Origin of the sequence: Pseudomonas pseudonitroreducens (assembly GCF_021603645.1) — a bacterium.
GTDB classification, from domain to species: Bacteria; Pseudomonadota; Gammaproteobacteria; order Pseudomonadales; family Pseudomonadaceae; genus Pseudomonas; species Pseudomonas pseudonitroreducens.
Genome location: NZ_BQHJ01000002.1, coordinates 186762 through 211054, shown reverse-complemented (window position 1 = coordinate 211054; position 24293 = coordinate 186762). Strand labels below are relative to the sequence as shown.

At 67.0% G+C, this 24293-nt stretch carries 21 protein-coding genes; 11 read left to right on the top strand and 10 right to left on the bottom strand.

The genetic code is table 11. From position 1 onward, the window contains the following. Window positions 1–103: 103 nt before the first annotated feature. Together dsbD and L6D89_RS05155 are read right to left on the bottom strand one after the other, a co-directional pair. Window positions 104–1951 (bottom strand): protein-disulfide reductase DsbD, encoded by a 1848-nt coding sequence (gene dsbD / locus L6D89_RS05160; protein ID WP_236198981.1) that lies wholly within the window; start codon window positions 1949–1951, stop codon window positions 104–106. Window positions 1952–2112: 161 nt separating this feature from the next. Next, complete coding sequence (locus L6D89_RS05155; RefSeq protein WP_236198980.1) at window positions 2113–3021, bottom strand: LysR family transcriptional regulator; 909 nt, start codon at window positions 3019–3021, stop codon at window positions 2113–2115. A gap of 115 nt (window positions 3022–3136) precedes the next feature. Between L6D89_RS05155 and L6D89_RS05150 the strand changes: the two genes are divergently transcribed. Both L6D89_RS05150 and speB read left to right on the top strand, forming a co-directional pair. Beyond that, window positions 3137–4228 (top strand): polyamine ABC transporter substrate-binding protein, encoded by a 1092-nt coding sequence (locus L6D89_RS05150; protein ID WP_236198979.1) that lies wholly within the window; start codon window positions 3137–3139, stop codon window positions 4226–4228. 154 nt (window positions 4229–4382) lie between these two features. After that, window positions 4383–5345 (top strand): agmatinase, encoded by a 963-nt coding sequence (gene speB / locus L6D89_RS05145; RefSeq protein ID WP_236171367.1) that lies wholly within the window; start codon window positions 4383–4385, stop codon window positions 5343–5345. A gap of 173 nt (window positions 5346–5518) precedes the next feature. On the opposite strand, the gene L6D89_RS32740 is transcribed toward speB, so the two are convergent. Both L6D89_RS32740 and L6D89_RS05135 read right to left on the bottom strand, forming a co-directional pair. After that, the gene (locus tag L6D89_RS32740; RefSeq protein ID WP_373874932.1) at window positions 5519–6106 is read right to left on the bottom strand and encodes a methyl-accepting chemotaxis protein; all 588 of its coding nucleotides are present in this window, start codon (window positions 6104–6106) and stop codon (window positions 5519–5521) included. Between the two features lie 1512 nt (window positions 6107–7618). Then, complete coding sequence (locus L6D89_RS05135) at window positions 7619–9229, bottom strand: GGDEF domain-containing response regulator (protein ID WP_236171369.1); 1611 nt, start codon at window positions 9227–9229, stop codon at window positions 7619–7621. A 288-nt stretch (window positions 9230–9517) separates the two neighbouring features. On the opposite strand from L6D89_RS05135, the gene L6D89_RS05130 reads away from it, so the two are divergent. From L6D89_RS05130 to speA, 4 genes are all read left to right on the top strand, one after another. Beyond that, complete coding sequence (locus L6D89_RS05130) at window positions 9518–10582, top strand: DUF2333 family protein (protein ID WP_236198978.1); 1065 nt, start codon at window positions 9518–9520, stop codon at window positions 10580–10582. Between the two features lie 3 nt (window positions 10583–10585). Continuing rightward, window positions 10586–11125, top strand: a complete 540-nt coding sequence (locus tag L6D89_RS05125) for an NUDIX hydrolase (protein WP_236198977.1) — start codon at window positions 10586–10588, stop codon at window positions 11123–11125. Between the two features lie 335 nt (window positions 11126–11460). Beyond that, a complete protein-coding gene (locus L6D89_RS05120) occupies window positions 11461–11832 on the top strand; it encodes a translation initiation factor Sui1 (RefSeq protein ID WP_236198976.1) in 372 nt (123 codons plus the stop codon). A gap of 272 nt (window positions 11833–12104) precedes the next feature. Beyond that, window positions 12105–14018, top strand: coding sequence for an arginine decarboxylase (gene speA / locus L6D89_RS05115; RefSeq protein WP_236198975.1), 1914 nt, complete (start codon window positions 12105–12107; stop codon window positions 14016–14018). 323 nt (window positions 14019–14341) lie between these two features. Here speA and L6D89_RS05110 read toward each other — a convergent pair whose 3' ends face one another. The 4 genes from L6D89_RS05110 to pdxR all read right to left on the bottom strand — a co-directional run bounded on the left by L6D89_RS05110 (window position 14342) and on the right by pdxR (window position 18995). Beyond that, entirely contained in the window at window positions 14342–15043 is a 702-nt protein-coding gene (locus L6D89_RS05110; RefSeq protein ID WP_236198974.1) for an anaerobic ribonucleoside-triphosphate reductase activating protein, read from the bottom strand. Beyond that, entirely contained in the window at window positions 15040–15186 is a 147-nt protein-coding gene (nrdD, locus tag L6D89_RS32610; protein ID WP_024766965.1) for an anaerobic ribonucleoside-triphosphate reductase, read from the bottom strand. The genes L6D89_RS05110 and nrdD overlap by 4 nt, the downstream gene beginning before the upstream one ends. A gap of 38 nt (window positions 15187–15224) precedes the next feature. Continuing rightward, window positions 15225–17243 carry a ribonucleoside triphosphate reductase gene (locus L6D89_RS05105; protein WP_276574777.1) on the bottom strand — a complete coding sequence of 673 codons (2019 nt, stop codon included), beginning with the start codon at window positions 17241–17243 and terminating at the stop codon, window positions 15225–15227. Window positions 17244–17564: 321 nt separating this feature from the next. Then, window positions 17565–18995: a MocR-like pyridoxine biosynthesis transcription factor PdxR gene (gene pdxR, locus L6D89_RS05100; protein WP_236198973.1), complete on the bottom strand. Its 1431-nt coding sequence runs from the start codon at window positions 18993–18995 to the stop codon at window positions 17565–17567. A 263-nt stretch (window positions 18996–19258) separates the two neighbouring features. Here pdxR and cbpA point away from each other — a divergent pair, with 263 nt between their 5' ends. Further along, window positions 19259–20227 carry a curved DNA-binding protein gene (gene cbpA / locus L6D89_RS05095; protein ID WP_236198972.1) on the top strand — a complete coding sequence of 323 codons (969 nt, stop codon included), beginning with the start codon at window positions 19259–19261 and terminating at the stop codon, window positions 20225–20227. Then, window positions 20224–20526 (top strand): chaperone modulator CbpM, encoded by a 303-nt coding sequence (locus L6D89_RS05090; protein WP_225594885.1) that lies wholly within the window; start codon window positions 20224–20226, stop codon window positions 20524–20526. Before cbpA ends, L6D89_RS05090 begins: the two co-directional genes overlap by 4 nt. Window positions 20527–20530: 4 nt before the next feature. Here L6D89_RS05090 and L6D89_RS05085 read toward each other — a convergent pair whose 3' ends face one another. Next, window positions 20531–21286 carry a hypothetical protein gene (locus tag L6D89_RS05085; protein WP_236198971.1) on the bottom strand — a complete coding sequence of 252 codons (756 nt, stop codon included), beginning with the start codon at window positions 21284–21286 and terminating at the stop codon, window positions 20531–20533. 160 nt (window positions 21287–21446) lie between these two features. Further along, window positions 21447–22007, bottom strand: a complete 561-nt coding sequence (locus L6D89_RS05080) for an NADPH-dependent FMN reductase (protein WP_236198970.1) — start codon at window positions 22005–22007, stop codon at window positions 21447–21449. 182 nt (window positions 22008–22189) lie between these two features. On the opposite strand from L6D89_RS05080, the gene L6D89_RS05075 reads away from it, so the two are divergent. From L6D89_RS05075 to L6D89_RS05065, 3 genes are read left to right on the top strand one after another with little or no spacing between them, the layout of a single operon-like run. Then, entirely contained in the window at window positions 22190–22930 is a 741-nt protein-coding gene (locus L6D89_RS05075; protein ID WP_236198969.1) for an NAD-dependent epimerase/dehydratase family protein, read from the top strand. Next, window positions 22927–23424: a cupin domain-containing protein gene (locus tag L6D89_RS05070; RefSeq protein WP_236171379.1), complete on the top strand. Its 498-nt coding sequence runs from the start codon at window positions 22927–22929 to the stop codon at window positions 23422–23424. Before L6D89_RS05075 ends, L6D89_RS05070 begins: the two co-directional genes overlap by 4 nt. Before the next feature lie 22 nt (window positions 23425–23446). Beyond that, window positions 23447–24292, top strand: a complete 846-nt coding sequence (locus tag L6D89_RS05065; RefSeq protein ID WP_236198968.1) for an arylamine N-acetyltransferase family protein — start codon at window positions 23447–23449, stop codon at window positions 24290–24292. Window position 24293 lies beyond the last annotated feature (1 nt).

Sequence of the window (24293 nt, the reverse complement as noted above, 5' to 3'; positions counted from 1 at the left end):
CTATGCCGGAAAGCCGGCGTGACTGTCCAGTCATGCTGGTTTTGCCGTAGATGTCAGCATGTTGCCAGCTGATTACGGCAAAACCGTTGCAGTCAAATGCCGCTCAGGAGCGCGATCCGGCATGTTTCAGGTGGTCGGCGAGGGTGGCCGCGTCGGTTTCGCCGATGATGCGCAGATCGCTCCATTCGTCGCCTTTTGGCGAGAAGAACAAGAGCGCGGGCGGACCGAACAGGTTGTAGCGGTCGAGAAGGGCGCGCTGCTCCTCTGTGCTCGCGGTCATGTCGAAGCGCAGCAGGACGAAGCCGGGCAGTTGCGACTGGACTTCCGCTGCCGGCAGCACCTGGCGCTCGATGATCTTGCAACTGATGCACCAGTCGGCGTACCAGTCCAGCAGCACCGGGCGACCGGCGGCGGAGGCGCTGTGCAGCGCGGCATCCAGTTGCGCCGGGGTGGTGATGTTCTGCCAGTCACCGGGAGTGGAGCTCGGCGGCCCGGCGTGGCTGCTGACGCCGCTGCGGCCCAGCGGGTGCAGTGGGTCGGATTCGCCGCGCAGCGCGCCGGTCCAGGCGGCTACGGCGTAGACCAGCAGCATCAGCCCGAGCAGTTGGCCAAGGCGCTGCAGCGGCCGCTTCGGCCCCAGTTCGAGGGTGCCGATGGCCAGGGCGATGCCGCCGGCCAGGGTGCCCCAGAGGGTCAGCGAAACCGGGCCGGCGACGATGCGGTCGAGCATCCAGATGGCTACCGCCAGGAGCATCACGCCGAAGACGTTGCGCACGCCGGTCATCCAGGCGCCGCTCTTGGGCAACAGCGCCCCGCCGCCGACGGCGAAGATCACCAGCGGCGTGCCCATGCCCAGGCCCAGGGAGAACAGCAGCAGGCCGCCGCCGACGGCGTCGCCGGTGCTGCTGATATACAGCAGCAGGCCGGCCAGCGGGGCAGTGACGCAAGGCGATACCAGCAGGCTGGAGAGCACGCCCAGGGTCGCCGCGCCGGCGATGGAGCCGCCGCGGGTATTGTTCGCCAGGTTGTCCAGGCGCTCGCGCAGGAAGCCCGGCAGGCGCATCTCGAAGACACCGAACATGGCGACGGCGAAGACCACGAAGAAGGCCGCGAAGGGGATCAGCACCCAGGGCGACTGCAGCATCGCCTGCAGGTTGAGCTTGGCGCCGAACAGACCCATCAGGGTGCCGAGTACCGCATAGCAGGCGGCCATTGGCAGCACGTAGGCCAGCGACAGCGCCAGGCCGCGCATGCCGCCCGGGCGCCCGCGCAGCACGACGCCGGAGAGGATCGGCAGCATCGGCAGCACGCAGGGGGTGAAGGTCAGTGCCAGGCCGAGGAGGAAGAAGATCGCCAGCGCGCGGCCGAGTTTCTTGATCTTGCCCGGCTCATGGTCGCCCAGCAGGCTGGCCAGCGGGTTGCCGGATGCGCTTGCGGGTTTGGCGGCGGGAGCAGGGCCTTTCAGTACGCTGGCGGCCTGGCCGTCGGCGATCTGCAGGCGAGTGGTTTCCGGCGCATAGCACAGGCCCTTGTCGGCGCAGCCCTGGTAGTTGACGACCAGGGTGAAGGGCTTGTGCTGCGGGTTCAGCAGCGGCACGTCGATGTCGGTGATGGCGTAGTAGACGACGGTGTCGCCGAAATAATCGTCGTGGTGCTGCTTGCCCGGCGGCAGCTTCACGTCGCCGACGCTCACGCCACTGTCGGCCGGCTCGACCTTGAAGCTGAAGCGGTGCTGGTACAGGTAGTAGCCGTCGGCATTGATGAAGCGCAGCTTCACCTGCTGGCTGTCGCTGTCCTCGACGCTGACGCGGAAGGCCTCGGCCACCGGCAGGAAGTCGCCCTTGGCCGGCTGGCCGACAGCGAAGCCGCCCTTGTCGGCGGGTTTGTCGAACAGGCCGGCGGAAGCGGGCAGGGCGACCAGGAGCAGGAGCAGGGTAAGCAGGCGGCGCATGGACATCTCGCGGACTACGTAATGGGCGGGCATAAGACTGGCGGGCATGATAGCGGAAAGCTTCCGGCGCAGCCCGAGGCGATGCCCGACGAGCTGTCACAAGAAGTGATCGAGGCTGTGGGACTGTGCTGACGAGGCTCGGTTCCCTTTGCCGTACTGCGTCAATCTGCCGCGTGCTGGCCGAAGGCTGCCAGCAGGTCGCTGACGAAAGCCTGTTCGGCGTCGCCGGGATGGCGACCGCGGTGGCGGGTCAGGCTGAAGGCGACGTCGAAGCCCAACTCGCCCGCCAGCAGCTCGCGCAATTGACCGCGCTCGATCCAGGGCTGCGCGACGTGCCGGGGCAGGTAGCCGATGTGCGCGCCGGAGAGGATGAACGCCAGGCTGCCGTCCACCTGCTCGCAGCGTGCGCTGCTGTGGCTGGTCTGCAACGGTTCGTCGGCGGCGATGAAGCGGTAGGGGTGCAGTACCTGGTCGGCGTCGGCCAGGGAATCGCGGGTCGGCCTTTTCTCCCTGAAGGCTGGGTGGCCGGTGCCGCAGTACAGTCCCTGCGGTTCGATGAACAAGGGGGTGTGCTGCAGCGCAGCCTGGGTGCCGGCGAAATAGCCGACTGCCAGGTGCAGCCGGTCCTGCAGCAGCAGGCGCTCCAGTTCGGCCGGCGTGGCGGTGAGCAGGTCGAGGGTGACCGCCTCGTTGCGCTGGCGGAAGCGCCGTATGGCGTCGGACAGCCGCGCCAGCACGCTCTCTTCGAGGCTTTCCGAGAGGCCGATGCGCACCTCGCCGAGTAGTTTGTCGGCCACCCCGCGCGCCTCGTCGCGGAAGTCCTCGATCGACAGGAACAGCCGCCGCGTTGCCTGCAACAGGTGCTCGCCCTTGGGCGTCAGGCGGAAGCCGCCCTTGCCGCGCTCGCACAGGCGATAGCCCAGGCGCGTTTCCAGCTTGGCCATCTGAATGCTGATGCTCGGCTGGCTCAATCCCAGCTCGCCCTGCGCAGCGCTGAAGCCGCCGCATTCGACCACGGTGACGAACAGGCGCAGCAGTTGCAGGTCGAGGTCGCGCAATTGGCTGAGCATGGTGGTCCCCAAACATTGTCCGGATGAAATGCCAAAGTAATTAACTTTGTATTTTTACAAAGTAAAGCTCGCCCCATGCTCGCCGCATAACCACAACAACTCCGAGGCGATGATCATGCGTGTGTTCTTCCGGGCGACTCTCGCGGCCCTGGCCGTGGCGCTGGCCGTGCCCCTGCAGGCGCAGGAGCGGGTGCTCAACCTCTACAACTGGGCGGATTACGTCGGCGCCGACGCCCTGCTGCGCTTCCAGAAGGAAACCGGCATCCGCGTCAAATACGACACCTTCGACAGTGCCGAGGTGCTCGACAGCAAGCTGATGACCGGGCGTAGCGGCTACGACGTCGTCTTCCCCGCCAGCAGCGGGCTGGCTCGCGCGATTCAGGCCAAGGCCGTGCAACCGGTGGACGATGCGCAGCTGAAGAACTTCGCCAACCTCGATCCGGAACTGCTGGCCAAGCTCGCCAGCATCGACCCGGGCAATCGCTTCGGCGTGCCCTACACCTGGGGCACCGTGGGCCTGGCGATCAACAAGGACGCGGTGCTCAAGCGTATCCCCGATGCGCCGCTGGACAGCCTCGACCTGCTGTTCAAGCCCGAGTACGCCAGCCGCCTGGCCGACTGCGGCATCTCGCTGATCGATTCGCCCCAGGAAGTCATCAGCGTGGCGCTGAACTACCTCGGCAAGTCGCCCTACAGCACCGACCCGGCCGACCTCGCCCAGGTCCGTGAACTGCTGGGCAAGCTGCAACCCAACGTGCGCTACATCGCCAGCGGCAAGCACATCAATGACCTGGCCAATGGTTCGCTGTGCGTCGCCCTGACCTACACCGGCGATGCGCTGATGGGCGCCGCGCAGGCCAAGCAGGCGAACAAGCCGTTCGAGGTGATCTACCGGATACCCAGGGAAGGCACGCTGATCTGGTTCGACACCATGGCCATCCCGGTGGACGCCCCGCACCCGCAGGAGGCGCGCGCCTTCATCGACTTCATGCTGCGTCCGGAGTCGATCGCCGAACTGACCAACACCCTGTACTTCGCCAACGCCAACCAGAAGGCCACGCCGTTGCTGAATGCCGATGTCGCCAGCGACCCGGACATCTACCCGCCGGCGGCGATGCGCCAGAAGCTGTTCGGCGAGCAGTTGCTGACGCTCAAGCAGCAGCGCGAGCGCACGCGGCTGTGGTCGGCGTTCCGCACCCGTAGCTGACGGGCAGGCCGGCTTTCGTAGGGCGGATAACGCGCCAGCGTTATCCGCCGAGCTGAACCAAGGCCGGCGGATAACCTGTTCCAGGTTATGCGCCCTACGCAGCGGACGTTCACCCGAATCACCGTGACCCACCGATAACCAAGATGAGGAAGCCATGGATCTCGCTAACGACAACGACCAGGCCATCACCCGCGACAGCCTTTACGGCACCGCAGCCGAATCCACCTATGCCGGCATCACCAGCTTCATGCGCCGCCGCTACAGCCGTGACCTGCGCGGCGTCGACCTGGTGGTCAGCGGCGTGCCCTTCGACACCGCCACCACCAATCGCCCCGGCAGCCGCTTCGGACCGCGGGCGATTCGTGCGGCTTCGGTTCAGATGGCCTGGGCCCGGCACTTCCCCTGGGAGTTCGATCCCTTCGACCACCTCGCGGTGATCGACTATGGCGACTGTTCGTTCGACCACGGCGTACCGCAGGAAACCCCAGAGGTCATCGAAGCCCACGCCGCGCGCATCCTCGACGCCGGCTGCGCGCTACTGACCCTGGGCGGCGATCACTTCATCAGCTACCCGCTGCTGAAGGCCCACGCGAAGAAGCACGGGCCGCTGTCGCTGATCCACTTCGACGCGCACAGCGACACCTGGCCGGACGAGGACTGCCAGCGCATCGACCACGGCACCATGTTCTACCACGCGGCCCGCGAGGGACTGGTCGACCCGTCGCGCTCGGTGCAGGTCGGCCTGCGCACCACCAACGACGATGTCATGGGCTTCCAGGTGCTGGATGCCCGCGAGGTGCACCGTCACACCCCGCAGGCCATCGCCGAACGGATCCGTGCGCGGGTGGGCGACAACCCGGTGTACCTGACCTTCGATATCGACTGCCTCGACCCGGCCTTCGCCCCGGGCACCGGCACGCCGGTCTGTGGCGGGCTGAGTTCGCACCAGGCGCTGGAAATCCTCCGCGCATTGCGTGGGATCAATCTGGTGGGGATGGACGTGGTGGAAGTGGCGCCGCCCTACGACAGCGCCGAGATCACCGCCCTGGCCGGCGCCACCCTGGCAATGGAGATGGTTTGCCTGTATGCGGCGCGGCACAAGCTGGGCGAGCGTTGAGTCCAGGCTGAACGATAAGGGCACAATCGTAGGAGCGGACTTTGTCCGCGATTGACTCAACGCCCGCTCCGGATTGCCTGATGGCGCCGGGCTGATCTATCGCGGACGGAGTCCGCTCCTACACTCACTGCGAGGGCAGTACAGCTGGCAAGAGCGCCTACAGGTCGGGTCCGTTACACCCGAAACGCCCGCACGGCGGTGTGCAATGCGCCGCCCAGTTCCTGCAGCTGTTCGCCCTGGCTGCGGCCCTGGCCGATCAGGCGCAGGTTCTGGCTGCCCAGTTCGTGGATGCGTTCGCTGTGCGAGCGGATCTCGCTGACCGCGCCGCTCTGCTGCGCGGAGCTTTCGGCGATGCGCTCGGCCATGCTGGCAATGGTGCGGATGGCGCCAACCACCTCGTCCAGTGCGCCCTCGGCGGCGCCGGCCTGGTTGGCGGTAACTTGCGCATGTTCGACCTGGCTGCGCATCGCCTCCACCGATTGCCGGGCGGCCTGCTGCAGGCGCGCGGTGAGCTGCTGGATTTCCTCGGTGGCGCCGGCGGTGCGCAGGGCCAGCGAACGCACTTCCTCGGCCACCACGGCAAAACCACGGCCCTGCTCGCCAGCCCGTGCGGCTTCGATGGCGGCGTTGAGCGCGAGGAGGTTGGTCTGCTCGGCAATGGAGCGGATCACCCCGAGCACGCTGCCGATGGTCGCCGATTCTTCGGCCAGGTTCTCGATGGCCTGGGCGTTGTTCTGCACCTCGTCCACCAGTGCGCGCATGCCGTTCAGGCTGTTGCCGATCACCTGTTGGCCCTGCTCGACGGCCATGCCGGCGGCGTGGCTGGCCGAAGCCGCCTGGCTGGCGTCACCGGCCACCTGCTGGATCGCTGCTTCCATGTCGCCCAGCGCGTCGCGGATTTCCCCGGTGTCGCTGGCCTGGCGCTCGGCACCGGCGTGCAGGCCACCGCTGAGTTCGGCCAGGGCGCGACTGCTGCCGGCGACTTCCTCGGCGCGCTGGTGGATGGTGCCGACCAGGGTGCCGAGGAAGTCGCGCAGGCGGTTCAGCGACTCCTGCAATTCCACCAGGTCGCGGGTGCGGGTGGCCAGGGTGATGGGTTTGGCGAAGTCACCGCGGGCCCAGGTCGAGAGCGCCGGGACCAGTTGGCCGAGCACTCGCGCCAGGCGGCGTTGCAGGGTGTCGATGAGCAGCGCGGTGGCGAGGATCAGGGCGATCAGCGCGCCCTGGATGACACGCACCTGCGCCTGAATCTTCGAGCGTTCCTCGCGCACCTGCGGCTCCAGGGTCGCCAGGGCCTGCTGCACCGCGCCCACGCGCTGGGCGGTGGCGTTGGCCAACTGCTGGCGCTGGGCGATCAACTGGCGGGTGCGGTCCAGTTCATCCGGGTAGCGGCGCAGCACGCTGGCCAGGTCGCGCTTGAGGGTGACGCCACGGTCCTCGCTCTGCGCCTCGGCGGCCGGCTGGGATTCCAGGCCCATCATCGAGGCGAAGTCGTCGGCGGCGGAGGCCTGTTGTTCCAGTACGCCCAGTAGCGGCAGGGCGTCGATACGCTCGGCCAGCTGGCGCAGGGTTTCCAGCTCGCGCTGGATGTCCTCGGCCAGCGCCGGGTTGCCGCTATCCACCAGCTTGGCGCGGGCATGGGCCAGGCGCGTCAGGTGCAGGCCGGCCTGCAGCAGCGGGGTGCGGTACCCGGCGGCGGCGGGGTTCTGGCTGGCGTCGGCATAGGCGCCGAGTTGGTCCAGCGCCGCCAGCAGGTCGCGCTCGGCTTGCAGCAGCAGGCCCTGCGGGTCACCGGCCAGCTTGCCGGCAGCGAGCAGTTGGCTGCCGCTGAACTGGTGCAGTTCGTCGAGGCTCTGGCCGAGCAACTGGCTGAGGCTGTCGGGCAATTGCGGCAGCTCCGCGGCCAGTTCGTCCAGGGCCTGCTGGGCGGCCTTCTGTTTCAGCGCGTCGCCACTGGCAAGGTACGCCTGGATGTTCTGCGCGACCTTGCGCTCGAATCCCTGGGAGAGTTCCAGGTAGCGGTCCATCAATGTGAAGGGGCGTTCCAGGGCGCGTTGCGACCACCACAGGGTGGCGCCCAGGGCGAGGCACACGAGCAGGAGCAGGAAGGTGTTGAGGTTGGTGAGCAGCTTGAGGCGCATGGCAGGTCTCGACCGACAGCGGAAAAACGGCGAGCCCTGAACCTATTGCAGTTTGGTTACTGGCTGATGACACGGTGCCAGTATTCGGTCGGAAATGGCGCGGCAGAGCGCCGCGCGGGGGAATCTCGGTGGTTACCTGTAGACCTCGACGCGGTTTCGACCGCCGTGCTTGGCGGTGTACAGCGCCTCGTCGGCCTGCTTGGCGAGGGTCTTGATGTCCATCTCCTCACCCAGCTCGGCGATGCCGCAGCTGAAGGTGCAGGAGAGGTCGTGGGGCTGCGCCGGGTAGTGGATCTCGGCGAAGCGCTGGCGGATTTCCTCCAGCACCTTGCGCGCCGACTCGGCGTCGGTGTCCGGCAGCACCACGGCGAATTCCTCGCCGCCGTAGCGGCCGATGTGGTCGGTCTTGCGCAGGCGCTGCTTGAGGAACAGCGCGAGGCTCTTGATCACCCGGTCGCCCATGGGGTGGCCATAGGTGTCGTTGACCCGCTTGAAGTGGTCGATGTCGAGCATCGCGAAGGTCAGCGGGCGCTCGTCGCGGCGCGCACGGAAACGCGCGTCGTCGAGCAGTTGCAGGGTATGGGTGTGGTTGTACAGGCCGGTGAGGCTGTCGCGCACCATCCGCGCCTTCAGGCTGCGCGCGCGGGCGGCGCGGTTGCGCACGGTGGCGATCAGGTGGCGTGGCTTGATCGGCTTGGTGAGGAAGTCGTCGCCGCCCTCGCTCATGGCGTCGAGCTGCTTGTCCAGGTCGTCCTCGGCGGACAGGTAGATGATCGGCACGCTGACATGCCGCTCGTGCTGGCGGATCACCTTGGCCAGCTCGGTGCCCAGGCACTCGGGCATGTACATGTCGAGGATGATCAGGTCAGGCTGGAACTCCGCCAGCTCGGCCATCACCGACAGCGGCGCGGTGAGCGCGCGGGTGACGATGCCGGCGCTGTTGAGCACCATCTCGGTGTGCGCGGCCTGGGCGCGGGAGTCGTCGACGATCAGCACGCGGAACGGCTCGTAATGCGCAACGCGGGTGAGCGTCTCGATCTTCTCCAGCAGGCCGGAGGCGTCCAGGGCACCGCTGAAGAAGTCCTGGCCGCCGGCGCGGGCTGCGGCCAGTCGGGTCGGAGTGTCGGTTTCTTCATGGCTGAAGAACAGCACCGGCAGCTTCTGTTTCAGCCCGGCCTGGGCTTCGTCGGCGAGCGCCAGGCCCTGGCCGTTGGCGAAGTCGATTTCCATGATGATGGCCGCCGGGTGGCGGTCGGCCATGGCGGCGCGGAAGGCGGTGGCGTGCTCGCAGGGCTGCGCAGCCATGCCGAAGAATTCCAGCTGCTGGGCCAGGCGCTCGGCGCGCTCGAGGTCCTGCAGGGCCAGGTAGACCGGCTTGCGCAGCGGCGGCAGGTGGGTGTGCTCGAACTGGTCGCCATGGCGCAGGCCGGTGCGCGACAGGCGCTGCATCAGGCGGTTGAGCTCGGTGATCAGCTCGCTGGAAAGGCGCCCGCGGTTGTCCTGCACGGCTCGCAGGCACTGGTCGATGGCCTTGGCCAGGTCCGCATGTTCAGCCTGCTCGAAGCGTTCGGCGTAGCGCTGCAGGCGCAGGCAGGCCTCGGCCAGCTCGGCCATTCCGGCGCTGTTCCACTCCGAACGCGACAGGCGCTGCCAGACCTCCAGCAGGTGGCGGGCCTGGTGGATCACCCGCTGGGCGAAGTGATGCTTGAGGCGGTCGAGGGATGGATCGTCGAGCTCGGTCATCGCGCGCTTCTTTATAGGGCCGTACCGGCGGCCTGCGGGGCGAATATGTTTCCGCCGTGATACACACTGATGGCCCTATGCTACCAATCCTTGATGGCAATAACAGTGCCTTCGGTCAAACATCCGAAGCTTTGTAATTCGCAGCATTACCTAGCACCATGCGCAGGGTAGGCTGCGCTGGTCTGCCTGGCTGCTGCATGCTTGCGCAGCGAGGCCTAAAATCGCGGCACCCTGGGGCCGGTTGCGGGTCCAAGCTATCTTCGAATTCGGGACATCAAGGAACTTGCCATGTGGAACTGGAAGAAACGCGGCACCGTGCGTGATCGCGTGGATGACACGGTAGACAATGCACGCGCCTACTTCGGCGGCCCCTGGCTGGGTCGCGTACTGGGCGGCCTGCTGGGGGCCTACCTGGTGGTCTGCGGGGTGATCGGCTGGTACTGGAGCCAGGAGCCGGACCTGTTCCCCGTGCAGCAGAACGCCCAGGCCGCCGCCGAGCGCGCCGGCCGGCAGATGGTGGTGGGCTACACCACGGTGGAAACCCTCAAGGAAGTGGTCGCTACCATCCTCAACAAGCCGGGTGGCTATCTGTCCAACGACATCTTCCCGCCGGGCGTCTGGCTGGACAACATGCCCAGCTGGGAATACGGCGCCCTGGTCCAGGTGCGCGACCTGTCCCGCGCGCTGCGCAAGGACTTCGCCCGCTCCCAGTCGCAGTCCACCGAGGACGCCGACCTGGCGCGCGCCGAGCCGCGCTTCAACTTCGACAACAAGAGCTGGGCGCTGCCGTCCTCGGAGTCCGAGTACGCCGAAGGCATCAAGTCCCTGGACCGCTACCTCGCTCGCCTCTCCGCCGATCCGGCCGGCGCGCAGTTCTACGCCCGCGCCGACAGCCTGAACAACTGGCTGGGTGACGTCTCCACCCGCCTGGGCTCGCTGTCCCAGCGCCTCTCGGCCAGCGTCGGGCGGGTCAAGCTGAACACCAACATCACGCCGATGCAGCCGGTCACCCCGGGCCAGGCGCCGGAAGTCGAGGAAGTGATCCAGGAAACCCCCTGGATGCAGATCGACAACGTGTTCTACGAAGCCCGTGGCCAGGCCTGGGCGCTGTCGCACATCCTGCGCGCCATCGAGGTGGACTTCGCCGACGTGCTGGCGAAGAAGAACGCCACCGTCAGCGTGCGCCAGATCATCCGCGAGCTGGAGGCCGCCGAGGCGCCGCTGTGGAGCCCGATGGTTCTCAATGGCAGCGGCTTCGGCGTGCTGGCCAACCACTCTCTGGTGATGGCCAACTACATCTCCCGCGCCAACGCCGCGATTATCGACCTGCGCCAACTGCTGGCCCAGGGCTGATCGATGGAAGGCATCAGCGACAAGGAAGCCGCCCACCGGGCGGCTTCGGACGCCGAGAAGATCGCCTGGGTCGACGACGACGACCAGTTGCTGGGCAGCCTGCCGCGCGCAGAACTGCGCGCACGCGGGCTGATCGGCCGGGGCACCTTCATCCTGCTGTTCAACTCAGCCGGTGAGCTGTGCGTGCACCGCCGCACGCTGAGCAAGGCGGTCTATCCCGGTTACTGGGACCCGGCCGCCGGCGGCATGGTGCAGGCGGACGAGAGCTACGCCGAGTCCGCCGCCCGCGAGCTGGAAGAGGAGCTGGGCATCGCCGGCGTCGAGTTGCGCGCGCACGGCACCTTCTTCTTCGACCAGCCGGACAACCGCCTGTGGTGCGCGGTGTTCTCCGCCGTATCCGATGCGCCGCTGCGGCTGCAGCCGGAAGAGGTGCTGGAAGCGAAATTCATCGACCCGCACCAGGCGCTGGCCGAGGCCAAGGCGGGCGCGCTGTATTGCCCGGATTCGCTGGCGGCGCTGCGCAAGTACCTGGTCAGTTTCTGATACGTGCTCCCGGTGACGTCGAGGCCGCCGGGGAGCTATCGCGGACGGAGTCCGCTCCTACACAAATGCTGACCCTGGCGTAGGAGCGGACTCCGTCCGCGATCGCTCGATCCGACTTCCAGTTGCCTTGAAAAGAAGGCATGTCGCCAAACCGCCGATCAATGACGCATTTTCGCTCTTAGCATTTGCCTTCAATGCTGCTAAATTGCGCGACCTTTCCGGCAGGGTCCTCCACCGGGAATTGCGCAGCCCCTGCCTGAGTGGGGCGTCGCGGTCGGCGCCAGCCGGCCATTCGTTGACCTGGCCGTGAAAGGCCAATCCTGGGGAAACGCCCGGTGGTCAAGAAAGCATCCTCCCTGTCCGCCCTCGGCGGGCTCGTCTACTCCACTGATTCCGGCCGGCATTGCCCGGACTGCAATCAGCCCATTGGCGCGTGCATCTGCAAGCAGGCCGAGATTCCGGCCGGCGATGGCATTGCGCGCGTGCGTCGTGAAACCAAGGGCCGCGGTGGCAAGACCGTGACCACGGTGACCGGCGTACTGCTGTCGGCCGATGCGCTGAAGGACCTGGCCACGGCGCTGAAGAAGCGCTGCGGCACGGGTGGCGCGCTGAAGGACGGCATCATCGAGATCCAGGGCGACCACGTCGACCTGCTGCTCGAAGAGCTGACCAAGCGCGGCCTCAAGGCGAAGAAATCCGGCGGCTGAGCCGTCTCTCCCGACAGATTCTCCTCTGCAGAGAAGGGGTTCCAGGCGGTGCGCATCGAGCGCGGCGCCGGCAAGCCCTTTCCCTAGATGGGAGATTTTTCGGCGCGCCCTGGGCGTGTCGTCGGATTTTCCTAAACTTACCGCCAAAGCTGGCGGTCAACACGGCAACGTCACAAGGCCCGGCTAGGTTTACCCGACCAGGCATTGACGACTCTCCCGCACGCCGGGCGGGCGCCTGCACACATTCGCGCAAATCGAGGAGACCACCCCGCATGGCCGCTAGACGGACCCGCAAAGACGACGGCAGCAACTGGACCGTGGCTGACAGCCGCAGCATCTACGGAATTCGCCACTGGGGTGCGGGCTATTACGCCCTCAATGACGCCGGTAACGTGGAAGTTCGCCCGCAGGGCGCCGATGCCCAGCCGATCGATCTGCACGTCCTGGTCGAGCAGCTGCGCGAGGCGGGCCTGTCGCTGCCGCTGCTGGTGCGCTTCCCGGACATCCTCCAGGACCGCGTGCGCAAGCTCACCGGCGCCTTCGACGCCAACATCGCGCGCCTGGAATACAGCAGCCGCTACACCGCGCTGTACCCGATCAAGGTGAACCAGCAGGAAGCGGTGGTGGAAAGCATCATCGCCACGCAGAACGTCTCCATCGGCCTGGAAGCCGGTTCCAAGCCCGAGCTGATGGCCGTGCTGGCGCTCGCTCCGAAGGGCGGCACCATCGTCTGCAACGGCTACAAGGACCGTGAGTTCATCAAGCTGGCGCTGATGGGACAGAAGCTCGGCCACAACGTGTTCATCGTGATCGAGAAGGAATCCGAGGTGCAGCTGGTGATCGAGGAGGCGGCCGTCATCGGTGTGCTGCCCCAGGTTGGCCTGCGCGTGCGCCTGTCCTCGCTGGCTTCCTCCAAGTGGGCCGATACCGGTGGCGAGAAGGCCAAGTTCGGCCTGTCCGCCGCGCAGCTGCTGTCGGTGGTCGAGCGCTTCCGCGCCGCCGGCCTGGACCAGGGCGTGCGCCTGCTGCACTTCCACATGGGCTCGCAGATCGCCAACCTGGCCGACTACCAGCACGGCTTCAAGGAAGCCATCCGCTACTACGGCGAACTGCGCGCCCTCGGCCTGCCGGTGGACCACGTGGATGTCGGCGGCGGCCTGGGCGTGGACTACGATGGCACCCACTCGCGCAACGCCAGCTCGATCAACTACGACATCGACGACTACGCCGGTGTCGTGGTCGGCATGCTCAAGGAGTTCTGCGACGCCCAGGGTCTGCCGCATCCGCACATCTTCTCGGAGAGTGGCCGCGCACTGACCGCGCACCACGCGGTGCTGATCACCCAGGTCACCGACGTCGAGCGCCATAACGACGAAGTACCGAAGATCACTGACCTCGCCGAACAGCCGGAGATCGTCCAGTGGCTGGCCGACCTGCTCGGCCCGACCGACGCCGAGATGGTCACCGAGACCTACTGGCGCGCCACGCACTACATGAGCGACGCCGCCGCGCAGTATGCCGAGGGCAAGATCAGCCTGGCGCAGAAGGCTCTCGCCGAGCAGTGCTACTTCGCCATCTGCCGTCGCCTGCACAACCAGCTCAAGGCGCACCAGCGTTCGCACCGCCAGGTGCTCGACGAGCTCAACGACAAGCTGGCCGACAAGTACATCTGCAACTTCTCGGTGTTCCAGAGCCTGCCCGACACCTGGGCCATCGGCCAGGTGCTGCCGATACTGCCGATCCACCGCCTGGGCGAGGAGCCGACCCGCCGCGCGGTGCTGCAGGACCTGACCTGCGACTCCGACGGCAAGATCACCCAGTACGTCGACGAGCAGAGCATCGAGACCAGCATGCCGGTGCATGACGTGAAGGAAGGCGAGGACTACCTGATCGGCACCTTCCTGGTCGGCGCCTACCAGGAAATCCTCGGCGACATGCACAACCTGTTCGGCGACACCGACTCGGTGAACGTCTACCAGAACGCCGACGGCAGCTACTACCACGCCGGCATCGAGACCCACGACACCATCGAGGACATGTTGCGCTATGTGCACCTGTCGCCGGAGGAGCTGATGACCCACTACCGCGACAAGGTCGCCGGGGCCAAGCTCACTGCGCGCGAGCGCACGCAGTTCCTCGATGCGTTGCGCCTGGGGCTGACCCGTTCGGCTTACCTGTCGTCCTGATGGATCGGCAGCCCGCGTGATCAAAGCCCCGCTTCGGCGGGGCTTTTTCTTGCTCTTCGTAGGAGCGAGCTTGCTCGCGAACAGACTCCACAGCTGGGCCTGGTTCGCGAGCAAGCTCGCTCCTACAAGAAACGTTGCGCCGCTGCGGGATATTGGCGTTCGAGGTTGCCTTCACCCTGACTCTCTTCCAGGGGGAGAGGGGAGCGTTGGGCGCAGGAGAAAATCATCGTCTCGGCCGGCACGGACTGCCCCCTCTCCCTGAGGGAGAGGGCTGGGGTGAGGGGGAAGTGCTCGCACGGACTCTCGGATGATGACCGCGGTTCCTAGCTGTCCTGGCGTAATTCGAAGTGCGGGAAAAGCGTTTCCAATTCCCGCCAGAAATCCCCGGCACCGTGTGGCGCCGGCGTGGCTATCAGATCAGGGTCGAGCTGCCGCCCGGTGCGGGCCAGTTGCACCACGAAATTATCCACCCCCAGTCCCCGCAGGCGCATGGCCAGGCGGCGCAGTTGTTCCAGGTCGAACAACTGCCAATGCACGGTCGTCCGGCACTCGTGTGCCACGCCGCTCTCCAGCAACAGTTCGAGGCTGCGCCAGCTGGCGAGGCCGCTGCGCTTCACGCCGGTGATGGCGTCCATGTCCTCGGCCAGGCCCTTCACGTCGAACCCGACCCAATCGGCATGCGGCAGTGCACGGGCAAAGGGCTCCGGGCGGATGCCGGCGCTGTGCAGGCCGACGCGGAACCCCATCTCGCGAACGCTGGCCATGGCAGCGGGCAGGGCGTTCTGCAGGGTTGCCTCGCCGCCGCTGAAGACCACGCCTTGCAGCAGCCCCTGGCGGCGACGGAGGAAGGCGAGGATGTCATCCCAACAGATTTCCTCCTCGCCGCGCGGCGCAATCAGCTCCGGGTTGTGGCAGTAGCGGCAGCGCCAGGCGCAGCCCTGGCAGAACAGCACGCAGGCGAGCAGGCCGGGGTAGTCGAGGGTGGTCAGGGGCACCAGGCCCCCGACCCTGAGGGTTGCGCTCATCGCGTCTCGCGGAAGTGGCGGCGCTCGCGGTGTTCGGACTGCTTGCCGGCGTTGAAGGCCGACACCGGGCGGTGATAGCCCATTACGCGGGTCCATACCTCGCAGCGTTGGCGCTGGCTTTCAGGCAGTTGGTTGGCGGTCATCGGTGGTGCTCCTTTTGCTGTGATGAAGGGATGGTGAGTCAGCTGTCGCAGCAGCTTCTGGTCGCGGCTTTCTGCAGCGCGGCTTCGTCGCACTTCGGGCAGAACTCGTGTTCGCCGGCGAGGTAGCCGTGGACGGGACAGATGGAGAAGGTCGGCGTCACCGTCAGGTAGGGCAGGCGGAAGCGTCCGAGGGCGGTGCGCACCAGAGTCTTGCAGGCCTCGGCGCTGGAGATGCGCTCGGCCATGTACAGGTGCAGCACGGTGCCGCCGGTGTATTTGCACTGCAGGGCGTCCTGCAGCTCCAGCGCCTCGAACGGATCGTCGGTGAGGCCTACCGGCAACTGGGAGGAGTTGGTGTAGTAGGGCGCCTCCGGCGTGCCGGCCTGGAGAATGTCCGGGTGACGCTTGCGGTCCTCGCGGGCGAAGCGATAGGTGGTGCCTTCGGCGGGCGTGGCTTCGAGGTTGTAGAGGTGCCCGCTGTCTTCCTGGAAGCGCACCAGCCGTGCGCGTACATGGTCCAGCAATTCCAGCGCCAGCTGCCGGCCGGCCTCGGTATGCAGGCCCTCGCGCTCCGCGGTGAAGTTGCGCAGCATCTCGTGCACACCGTTCAAGCCGATGGTGGAGAAATGGTTGCGCAGGGTGCCCAGGTAACGCTTGGTGTAGGGGTAGAGCCCCGCGTCCATGTGCTGCTGGATGACCTTGCGTTTCACCTCAAGGCTGTCGAAGGCCAGCTCCAGCAGATAGTCGAGCTGCCGGTACAGGCCGACGGCGTCGCCGCGATGGCGATAGCCCAGGCGCGCGCAGTTGATCGTCACCACGCCCAGCGAGCCGGTCTGCTCTGCCGAGCCGAACAGCCCGTTGCCGCGCTTGAGCAGTTCGCGCACGTCCAGTTGCAGGCGGCAGCACATGGATCGCACCTGGTTGGGCTGCATGTCCGAATTGAGGAAGTTCTGGAAGTACGGCAGGCCGTAGCGCGCGGTCATCTCGAAGAGGCGCGTGGCGTTGTCGCTGTCCCAGGGGAAATCGTGGGTGATGTTGTAGGTCGGGATCGGGAAGGTGAACACCCGGCCGTGGGCGTCGCCAGCCTGCATGACTTCGATGTAGGCGCGGTTGATCAGGTCCATCTCGGCCTGCAGCTCGCCGTAGGCGAAGGGCATCTCCACGCCGCCGACGTAGGGAATCTGCTCGCGCAGGTCGTCCGGGCAGACCCAGTCGAAGGTCAGGTTGGTGAACGGCGTCTGGGTGCCCCAGCGCGACGGAACGTTGAGGTTGTAGATGAACTCCTGCAGTGCCTGGCGCACCTGTTGATAACTCAGGCCGTCGTTGCGCACATAGGGCGCCAGGTAAGTGTCGAAGGAACTGAAGGCCTGGGCGCCGGCCCATTCGTTCTGCAGCGTGCCGAGGAAGTTGACCATCTGCCCGAGTGCGCTGGAGAGGTGCTTCGGCGGCCCGGCCTCGACCCGCCCGGGCACGCCGTTCAGGCCTTCGCTGAGCAGCGTGCGCAGCGACCAGCCGGCGCAGTAGCCGGCGAGCATGTCCAGGTCGTGGATGTGCAGGTCGGCTTCGCGGTGAGCGACGGCGATACCCTCGCTGTACACCTCGTCCAGCCAGTAGTTGGCGGTCACCTTGCCGGATACGTTGAGGATCAGCCCGCCCAGGGAATAGCCCTGGTTGGCGTTGGCGCGCACCCGCCAGTCCTCCCGCGACAGGTATTCGTTCATCGACGCGGCGACGTCCACCAGCGTCTTGCGCTCGCGGCGCAGGCGGCCATGACGTTCGCGGTAGACGATATAGGCCCGCGCGGTGGGATAGTGGCCGGCTTCCATGAGGGCACGCTCGACTACATCCTGGACCTGTTCCACATCCAGGTCGTTCTGTGCCGGCAGGTTGGCCAGCACGCGGCGGGTCAGCTCCTCGGCGTGGGGGGCGGAGAACTCGCCGCTGGCCTCGCCGGCGGCAGCGATGGCGCGTTCGATCTTGCTCGGGTCGAAGGGGGCGGCGTTGCCGCTGCGCTTGCGCAGGCTGGCGGGAAGAGCGGCGGTTCGGGTCAGGGGCATTGGCTGGATTCCACAACATGATGTGTCTCGAATCATTCGGGACAACAAGATGTGGTAGGAATCTAACGGCATCGTCCGAAGGAAAATTGACCCCGGTCAACGATGGGTGTCAGTCAATTTTTGCCATCGGAGGTATTGACCGGCGTTCGACGCGACGCCGCCCGGCAAGCGCGTCAGTTGCTCCGTGACGCGTGTCAGGGCTGGGTCCAGGTGTCTGCGGTCGGTTCGCGAGCAAGCTCGCTCCTACGCAGAGCACGTCGCCCCGGGCTGTAGGAGCGAGCTTGCTCGCGAACGGGAATGTGCGCCGAGCGCGGGGAGACTTCAGCCCAACAGCGGCGCCAGTCTTTCTGCCAGACGTGCGGCGACAACTTCATCGGCGACGTTGGTGAAACTCATGATCAGTGCCGGCTCGCGCCTGGCCTCCACGCACCAGGCGTTCAGCGCCTGCAAGCCAAGTCCGTCGGCGTGCGCGCGGCGGGCGACGGCCAGGTCGTCCTGGGCCAGCGCGCCGATCAGATGCAGGCCGCCGGGCGTTTCGGCGAAGCGCAGGCGCTCGCCGAGGCGCTCTTCCAGCGCGCTGCGCAACCACTGGCGGCGCTGGGCGTAAAGCGTGCGGGTGCGCTTGAGATGGCGGGCGAAATGGCCTTCCTGCATGAAGTCGCAGAGGGTCGCCTGGAGCAGTTCGGCGCAGCCCGAGGGGAAGACCTGCTGGGCACGCACGAAGTCCTCCACTAACGCGGCCGGCACCACCAGATAGCCCAGGCGCAGCGCCGGGTAGAGCACCTTGCTGAAGGTGCCGGTGTAGAGCACGCGGCCGGCGCGATCGAGGCTCTTCAGCGCCGGCAGCGGGAAGCCGGCGTAGCGGTACTCGCTGTCGTAGTCGTCTTCGACGATCCACGCGCCGCTGCTCGTCGCCCAGTCCAGCAGGGCCAGGCGCCGCGGCAGGCTGAGGGCGACTCCGGTGGGGCTCTGCTGCGACGGAGTGACCAGGGCGAAGCGCGCATCCGCTGCGCGGGCGATGCCGTCCTCCACGCGCAGGCCGTCGGCATCCACTGCGATCGGCACCGGTACGCCGCCGGCGCGGCGCAGCAGTTCGCGACCGCGCGGGTAGCCGGGGTCCTCATGCCAGAAGCGCTGGCCGGGTTCGAGCAGGGTGCGGCTGATCAGGTCCAGCGCGCCCTGGTAGCCGGCGCAGATGAACACCTGCGCCGGGTCGCAGGCGATGCCACGGGAAATGCCCAGGTAGCCGGCCACCGCCTCGCGCAGCGGCCCGTAACCGCAGGGCTCGGGATAGGCCAGCATGGACGCGCTCTGCTGGCGCAGGCGCCGCGCGCACAGTCGCGACCAGAGCGCGCGGGGGAAGGCGTCCAGCGCTGGCACGCCGAGCTGGAACGGCCGCAGGGCCGGGCCATGGGCGATCAGTCCGGGCAGTGCGCGCTCCACGGTATCCGGCGCGACCATCACCGCTGGTGCGCTCGCCGTGCGCCCCGCCAGCTGTGGCGATACCACTGTCCCGGCCGGCCCGCGCGCTTGCAGATAGCCCTCGCTGGTCAGCAACTGATAGGCCAGCTCGACCGTGCCGCGCGCCACCCCCAGCTCACCGGCCAATCCGCGTACCGGCGGCACGCGTTCACCGGGGCGCAGCGCACCACGGGTGATGGCGTCACGGATGCGCTCATAGAGCTGGCGGTAGATCGGCAGCCCATGGCCCGGGTCCAGCGGTTGGCGGAGCGATTCGAAGGGCACGGTCATGGCCTATCCAGGCTGTCGATAACGTAGGAAAGCGACTATGCCATGACCGCTATCAAGTCGTCCCGGCAGACCCGATGCAGGATCAGCGTCTAGGCTTGCAGGCAGTGTTGAAAAGCCGCTGCCGCGACTCCATCTGTTGTCGCAGACACCTGTTTTTCCACCTGTTCGCCTCGCAGTGCGCGCAGCGGCTTCGGCTGCCCGCGCGAATCCCCCGTGTCCCAGGCGCCGACAGGTCCAACGCATGTGAGGAGTGACCGCTACCGATGGAATTCAAGGATTACTACGCCGCGCTCGGGGTTGAACCCGATGCCGACGAGAAGGCGATCAAGACCGCCTACCGCAAGCTCGCGCGCAAGTACCACCCGGACGTCAGCAAGGAGCCGGACGCCGAGGCGAAGTTCAAGGACGTCTCCGAAGCCTACGAAGTGCTGAAAAGCCCGGAGAAGCGCGCCGAGTACGATGAACTGCGCCGCTACGGCCCGCAGGGGCCGCAGTTCGAGGCGCCGCCCGGCTGGCAGCCGCGCGGTGGCTTCGATGGCCCGCCGCCAGGGCACGAGCAGGACTTCAGCGACTTCTTCGAGCAGATCTTCGGCGGCCGCGCAGGCGGCGCCCAAGGCGGTTTCGGTGGCGCTCGCCAACCGCGTCAGCACCGTGGCCAGGACATCGAGATGGAAGTCCCGCTGTTCCTCGAGGAAACCCTCTCCGGGGACAGCCGGCCGATCAGCTTCAGCCTGCCCAGCTACGACGAGTACGGGCGCAAGCTGCCGCCGCAGAACAAGACGCTGAACGTGAAGATTCCCGTGGGCACCGCCGACGGCGAACGCATCCGCCTCAAAGGCCAGGGCGCACCGGGTATCAACGGCGGGCCTGCGGGCGACCTGTACCTGGCCATCCGCCTGGTGCCGCACCCGGTGTTCGATGTGGACGGCCGCGATCTGGTCGTCACTGTACCGGTGGCGCCGTGGGAAGCGGCGCTGGGCGCCAAGGTGGAGGTCCCGACGCTGAGCGGCCGCATCAACCTCGGCATTCCGGCCAACAGCCAGGCCGGCCAGCGCCTGCGCATCAAGGGCAAGGGCTTGCCGAACAAGGGCGATGCCGCCGCCGGCGATCTCTACGCCGTGCTCAAGGTGGTGATGCCGAAGTCCGCGGATGAGGCAACACGCAAACTCTGGGAAGAACTGGCCGCGAAAGCAGCCTTCGACCCCCGTGCCGATTGGGGTAAACGCGCATGACGACGACAGTGATGGTGGTGGATCTCGACGAGCTCTGCCAGTCGGTGAATCTCCCCCGCGACGTGCTCGTCGAGATCGTCGAGGTGGGCATCGTGGAGCCTCGCGAGCAGCGTGCGGGGCACTGGGTTTTCGATTACCAGGCGGTCAGCGTGGTGCGCCGTGCGGTGCGCCTGCGCCGTGAATTCGAGCTGGATTGGCCGGGCATCGCCCTGGCGCTGCGCCTGCTGGACGAGGTGGATGAACTGCGCGCGGAGAACCGCTATCTGCGCCAGCGGCTGGCACGCCTGCTGGAGGACTGACCACTCACTGGGCGGTGGTTGCCGCGCTGGCTGCGTCGAGCGGGATGAACTGGATGAGCCCCAGCAGCGGTGCGGCAAGCAGTCCCTGCACGTAGTTGATGCCGCTGCGGCGCAGGCTTTCATTGGTCATCTGTGCCAGCAGTTCGAGGCGGCCGATCATGCGGCCGAACTCCCGCTCGAACGACAGGTTGCGCCCGTTCGCGCTGATCTCGTTGGACAGCAGCAGTGGCTGGCCTTGCTCGTCAGTACGGCTGGCCAGCAACCAGGCCGCCACCTCGATGTTCCAGGCTGCGTTGGCGGTCATCTGCGAGTTCAGCCCGCTGAGCAGATGCTGGGTATCGGTGCCGCCGTAGAGTTCGTAGAGCATGCTGCCGAGCCCATAGATCAGCGCGCCGGCGCGGTCGCCCGCGAAGCCCGCGTCGAAGGCCAGGGGCAGAGCGGCAACCGAGGTCTTGCCGTCCAGCCCGGGCAGCGGCTGCTGCTGGCGAATCGCGTCCATCACCTGCTGGTGGGCGGCAGCACGCGAGTCAGCGGTTTTCTTCCATTCCCGGGGGTTGCGCTTGTAGAGCTTGTCGAGCAGCAATGACAGGCTCTCGAGGTTGTCGCGCATGGCCAGGTTGGCGGCGCGGTTGGCGTCGTTCTGCAGCATCTGTCCTGAGCTGAAGTCCACGCCGTCGACATCCTTCTTTACCGGTGGCGAAGAGCAGCCGACGAGCAGGATGAGCGTCAGGGCAGAGGCGGAGAAATGGCGCGGCAGCATCGACGGTCCGGAGCGGCAAACGGGCCTGAACCTTGGCGTGCGAAAGGCCGCGGGGCCAGCCGGAACGATGCTGAATCGCGGTCGCCGCAGCGGCCTGCGACCGGCTACTCAGAATGACGGGGAAGCTTGAGCGCCGGCGGGAGGCCGGCGCTGCTGCCAGTCAGCGCGGCTGGTTCTGCTCGATCCAGTGCGCGAAGGCATCGATGATGCTCTTCAGGAAGGGTTCGGTCTTCTCGGACAGCTTGCCGGACTCGTCGAAGAAGCTGCCGGCACCGCCCAGGTAGGCTTCGGGTTGCTGCAGCACCGGCATGTTGAGGAACACCAGCGACTGGCGCAGGTGATGGTTGGCGCCGAAGCCGCCGATGGCGCCTGGCGACGCGCTGACCACGGCGCAGGGTTTGCCGTTCCAGGCGCTCTTGCCATAGGGGCGAGAGCCGACGTCGATGGCGTTCTTCAGCACGCCCGGCACCGAGCGGTTGTATTCGGGAGTGACGAAGAGCACGGCGCCGGCGCGGGCGATGCGCTCGCGGAAAGCGCCGTAGCTGGCGGGCGGCGTTCCCACATCGAGTTCTTCGTTGTACAGCGGCAGGTCGCCGATCTCCACGATCTCCAGCTTCAGGTTGGCCGGTGCCAATGCGGCGAATGCCTTGGCGATCTTGCGGTTCAGGGATTCCTTGCGCAGGCTGCCGACGACAACGGCAACATCGAAGACTTGGCTCATGACGACTCCTCAGGATCGGGGTATTGAGCCGTTTGTTATAGACGATGAGCGTGACAATGCGTGGACATGGATCAAGATTAACGGAGCATGTCCCAGTTGTTTTGCACAATCTTGGCTCTGTGGGGTGGGGCATGCCCTGGCTAGAGTGACGACAGGTCACAGCCAGCCGATTCGAGGTCCCCATGTGCATGAAAGTCTTCTTCGCCGGTGCCAGCGGCGCCATTGGCCAGCGCCTGTTGCCGATGCTGCTGGAGCGTGGCTACCAGGTGCTGGCGATCACCCGCTCAGCGCAGCGCGCGGCCGCGTTGGAAGCTGCCGGAGCTCGGGCGCTGGTGCTCGACGTCTATGACGCCGAAGCCCTGCAGGCTGCCGTGCTGGCGTTCCAGCCGCGCTGGATGATCCATCAGCTCAGCGATCTGCCAGCCGGGCTCGACCCTGCCTTGATGCCTGCCGCCCAGCCACGCAATGCCCGCCTGCGCCGCGAGGGGACGGCCAATCTGGTCGCGGCAGCCCGTGCCGCCGGCGTCGAACGCATGGTGGCGCAGAGCATCGCCTGGGCCTATGCGCCGGGACAGTTGCCGTTGCACGAGGAACAGCCGCTCGACCTTGGTGCCGAAGGCGCGCGTGCGGTCAGTGTCGCTGGCGTGGCCGCACTCGAAGCGGCGGTGCTCGGTGCCCGGCCGATGGAGGGCATCGTATTGCGCTACGGCCGGCTCTATGGGCCCGGAACGGGAACCGCGGTGGCCGATCCGCGGTTGTCCGTGCATGTCGACGATGCCGCCCGCGCCGCGCTGCTGGCGCTGGAGTGGGGAGTGCAGGGTGCCTACAACGTGGCGGAACAGGACATCGAAGTCAGCTCGGCGAAGGCACGTCACCGCCTGGGCTGGCAGCCGGGATTGCGCCTGGCGGAGGTGCCGGCATGAACGGCGCGCTATGGCGCGACGCGCGCAGCGGGTGGCTGCTGGCCGCGGCTGTCGCCGCCGCCGGCGCGGTGCTCTGGCAGCCATGGTCGCGGCCGCTGGTCAGCCTTGCCGAAGCGCCTGGCGGAGACCTGGCTGGCGCACGGCCGGCGACCCAGGTGACACGCCTGTCGTGCGAGCCGCTGGCGGAAATGCCCGGCAAGGTTGTGACCACCTTGCAGGTGGACTTCCCGCCCAACGGTTTCACCCCAGCGCACCGTCATCCCGGTGCGGTGACTGCGATCGTCCTCAGCGGCCGCGTCCGTTCGCAGATGCAGGGCCTGCCGGCGCAGACCTACGCCGCGGGCCAGACCTGGTTCGAACCCAGCCGCGAGTTGCACCTGTTCGCCGAGAACCCTAGCACCAGCGAACCTGCGCGGTTGTTGGCGGTCATCGTCAGCGACGAGCACTGCGGTCCACTGGTGATCCCCGAGCCGAGCGCCGACCACGGCCATTGATGATTCGCGAAAGGAGACTCGCATGACCCCGTTCACCCCTTTCAGTGCTGCCCAGCTCGACGCGACCCTGGCGCGCCTCGGCCTGCCGCCGCAGCGCCCGGCTGCGACGCTGGAGAACCTCGATCGGCTGATCGTCGCGGCACTGCACCAGTTGCCCTTCGAGAACCTCGACGTGCTGCTGGACCTGCCCATCCTGATCGAGCCGGATGCGGTGTTCGCCAAGGTCATCGAGCAGCGGCGAGGTGGCTATTGCTTCGAGCTGAACAGCCTGTTCGCCCGCCTGCTGAGCAGCCTGGATTACCGGGTGACGCTGCTGGTGGCACGGGTGCGCTGGGGGTTGCCGGCAGAGGCGCCGCTGACGCCGCAGACGCACTTGCTGTTGCGGGTCGATCTGCCTGAAGGGCCGCACCTGGTGGATATCGGTTTCGGCGGCCCGGCGTCGCCTCGTGCGTTGCCGCTGCGGCTGCACGAAACGTTACCCGGAGGCTGGCAAATAACCGGCGCGGTCGATGGCGAACTGGAGATGGCAACGCGCTCGCCGTCGGGTTGGCAGACGCTCTATCGCTTCACCCTGGAAGCACAGCACTGGGCCGACTACGGCATGCGCAACTGGTACACCTCGACTTATCCGCAGAGTGTGTTCCGCCACTCCCTGCGCGTGGCGCTCAGCGAGAAGGGCGCGCGGCTGTCGCTGCTCAATGGGCAGTTCAGCCGAAGAACTGCGGACGGCGTGGCCGAACAGCGCAACATCGATGACGTCGACGAACTCCTTGCCGTGTTGCGCGAGCGCTTTCGCCTGCAACCGCCGGCAAGCGCTGCGCCGGCGCTGCGTGGACGTCTGGTACAACTGCTTCAGCCAAGCGTCTGAG

Excerpts from the sequence above, each read along its gene's own strand:
- nrdD (WP_024766965.1), bottom strand. The coding sequence starts at position 15,186 with ATGACCGCCAACCAACTGCCTGAAAGCCAGCGCCAACGCTGCGAGGTA.
- L6D89_RS05090 (WP_225594885.1), top strand. The coding sequence starts at position 20,224 with ATGACGACGACAGTGATGGTGGTGGATCTCGACGAGCTCTGCCAGTCG.
- L6D89_RS05135 (WP_236171369.1), bottom strand. The coding sequence starts at position 9,229 with ATGACCGAGCTCGACGATCCATCCCTCGACCGCCTCAAGCATCACTTC.
- L6D89_RS05085 (WP_236198971.1), bottom strand. The coding sequence starts at position 21,286 with ATGCTGCCGCGCCATTTCTCCGCCTCTGCCCTGACGCTCATCCTGCTC.
- speA (WP_236198975.1), top strand. The coding sequence starts at position 12,105 with ATGGCCGCTAGACGGACCCGCAAAGACGACGGCAGCAACTGGACCGTG.
- L6D89_RS05065 (WP_236198968.1), top strand. The coding sequence starts at position 23,447 with ATGACCCCGTTCACCCCTTTCAGTGCTGCCCAGCTCGACGCGACCCTG.
- speB (WP_236171367.1), top strand. The coding sequence starts at position 4,383 with ATGGATCTCGCTAACGACAACGACCAGGCCATCACCCGCGACAGCCTT.
- L6D89_RS05155 (WP_236198980.1), bottom strand. The coding sequence starts at position 3,021 with ATGCTCAGCCAATTGCGCGACCTCGACCTGCAACTGCTGCGCCTGTTC.
- L6D89_RS05080 (WP_236198970.1), bottom strand. The coding sequence starts at position 22,007 with ATGAGCCAAGTCTTCGATGTTGCCGTTGTCGTCGGCAGCCTGCGCAAG.
- cbpA (WP_236198972.1), top strand. The coding sequence starts at position 19,259 with ATGGAATTCAAGGATTACTACGCCGCGCTCGGGGTTGAACCCGATGCC.
- L6D89_RS05105 (WP_276574777.1), bottom strand. The coding sequence starts at position 17,243 with ATGCCCCTGACCCGAACCGCCGCTCTTCCCGCCAGCCTGCGCAAGCGC.
- L6D89_RS05075 (WP_236198969.1), top strand. The coding sequence starts at position 22,190 with ATGTGCATGAAAGTCTTCTTCGCCGGTGCCAGCGGCGCCATTGGCCAG.
- dsbD (WP_236198981.1), bottom strand. The coding sequence starts at position 1,951 with ATGCGCCGCCTGCTTACCCTGCTCCTGCTCCTGGTCGCCCTGCCCGCT.
- L6D89_RS32740 (WP_373874932.1), bottom strand. The coding sequence starts at position 6,106 with ATGCGCGCACTGGTGGACGAGGTGCAGAACAACGCCCAGGCCATCGAG.
- L6D89_RS05125 (WP_236198977.1), top strand. The coding sequence starts at position 10,586 with ATGGAAGGCATCAGCGACAAGGAAGCCGCCCACCGGGCGGCTTCGGAC.
- L6D89_RS05070 (WP_236171379.1), top strand. The coding sequence starts at position 22,927 with ATGAACGGCGCGCTATGGCGCGACGCGCGCAGCGGGTGGCTGCTGGCC.
- pdxR (WP_236198973.1), bottom strand. The coding sequence starts at position 18,995 with ATGACCGTGCCCTTCGAATCGCTCCGCCAACCGCTGGACCCGGGCCAT.
- L6D89_RS05130 (WP_236198978.1), top strand. The coding sequence starts at position 9,518 with ATGTGGAACTGGAAGAAACGCGGCACCGTGCGTGATCGCGTGGATGAC.
- L6D89_RS05110 (WP_236198974.1), bottom strand. The coding sequence starts at position 15,043 with ATGAGCGCAACCCTCAGGGTCGGGGGCCTGGTGCCCCTGACCACCCTC.
- L6D89_RS05150 (WP_236198979.1), top strand. The coding sequence starts at position 3,137 with ATGCGTGTGTTCTTCCGGGCGACTCTCGCGGCCCTGGCCGTGGCGCTG.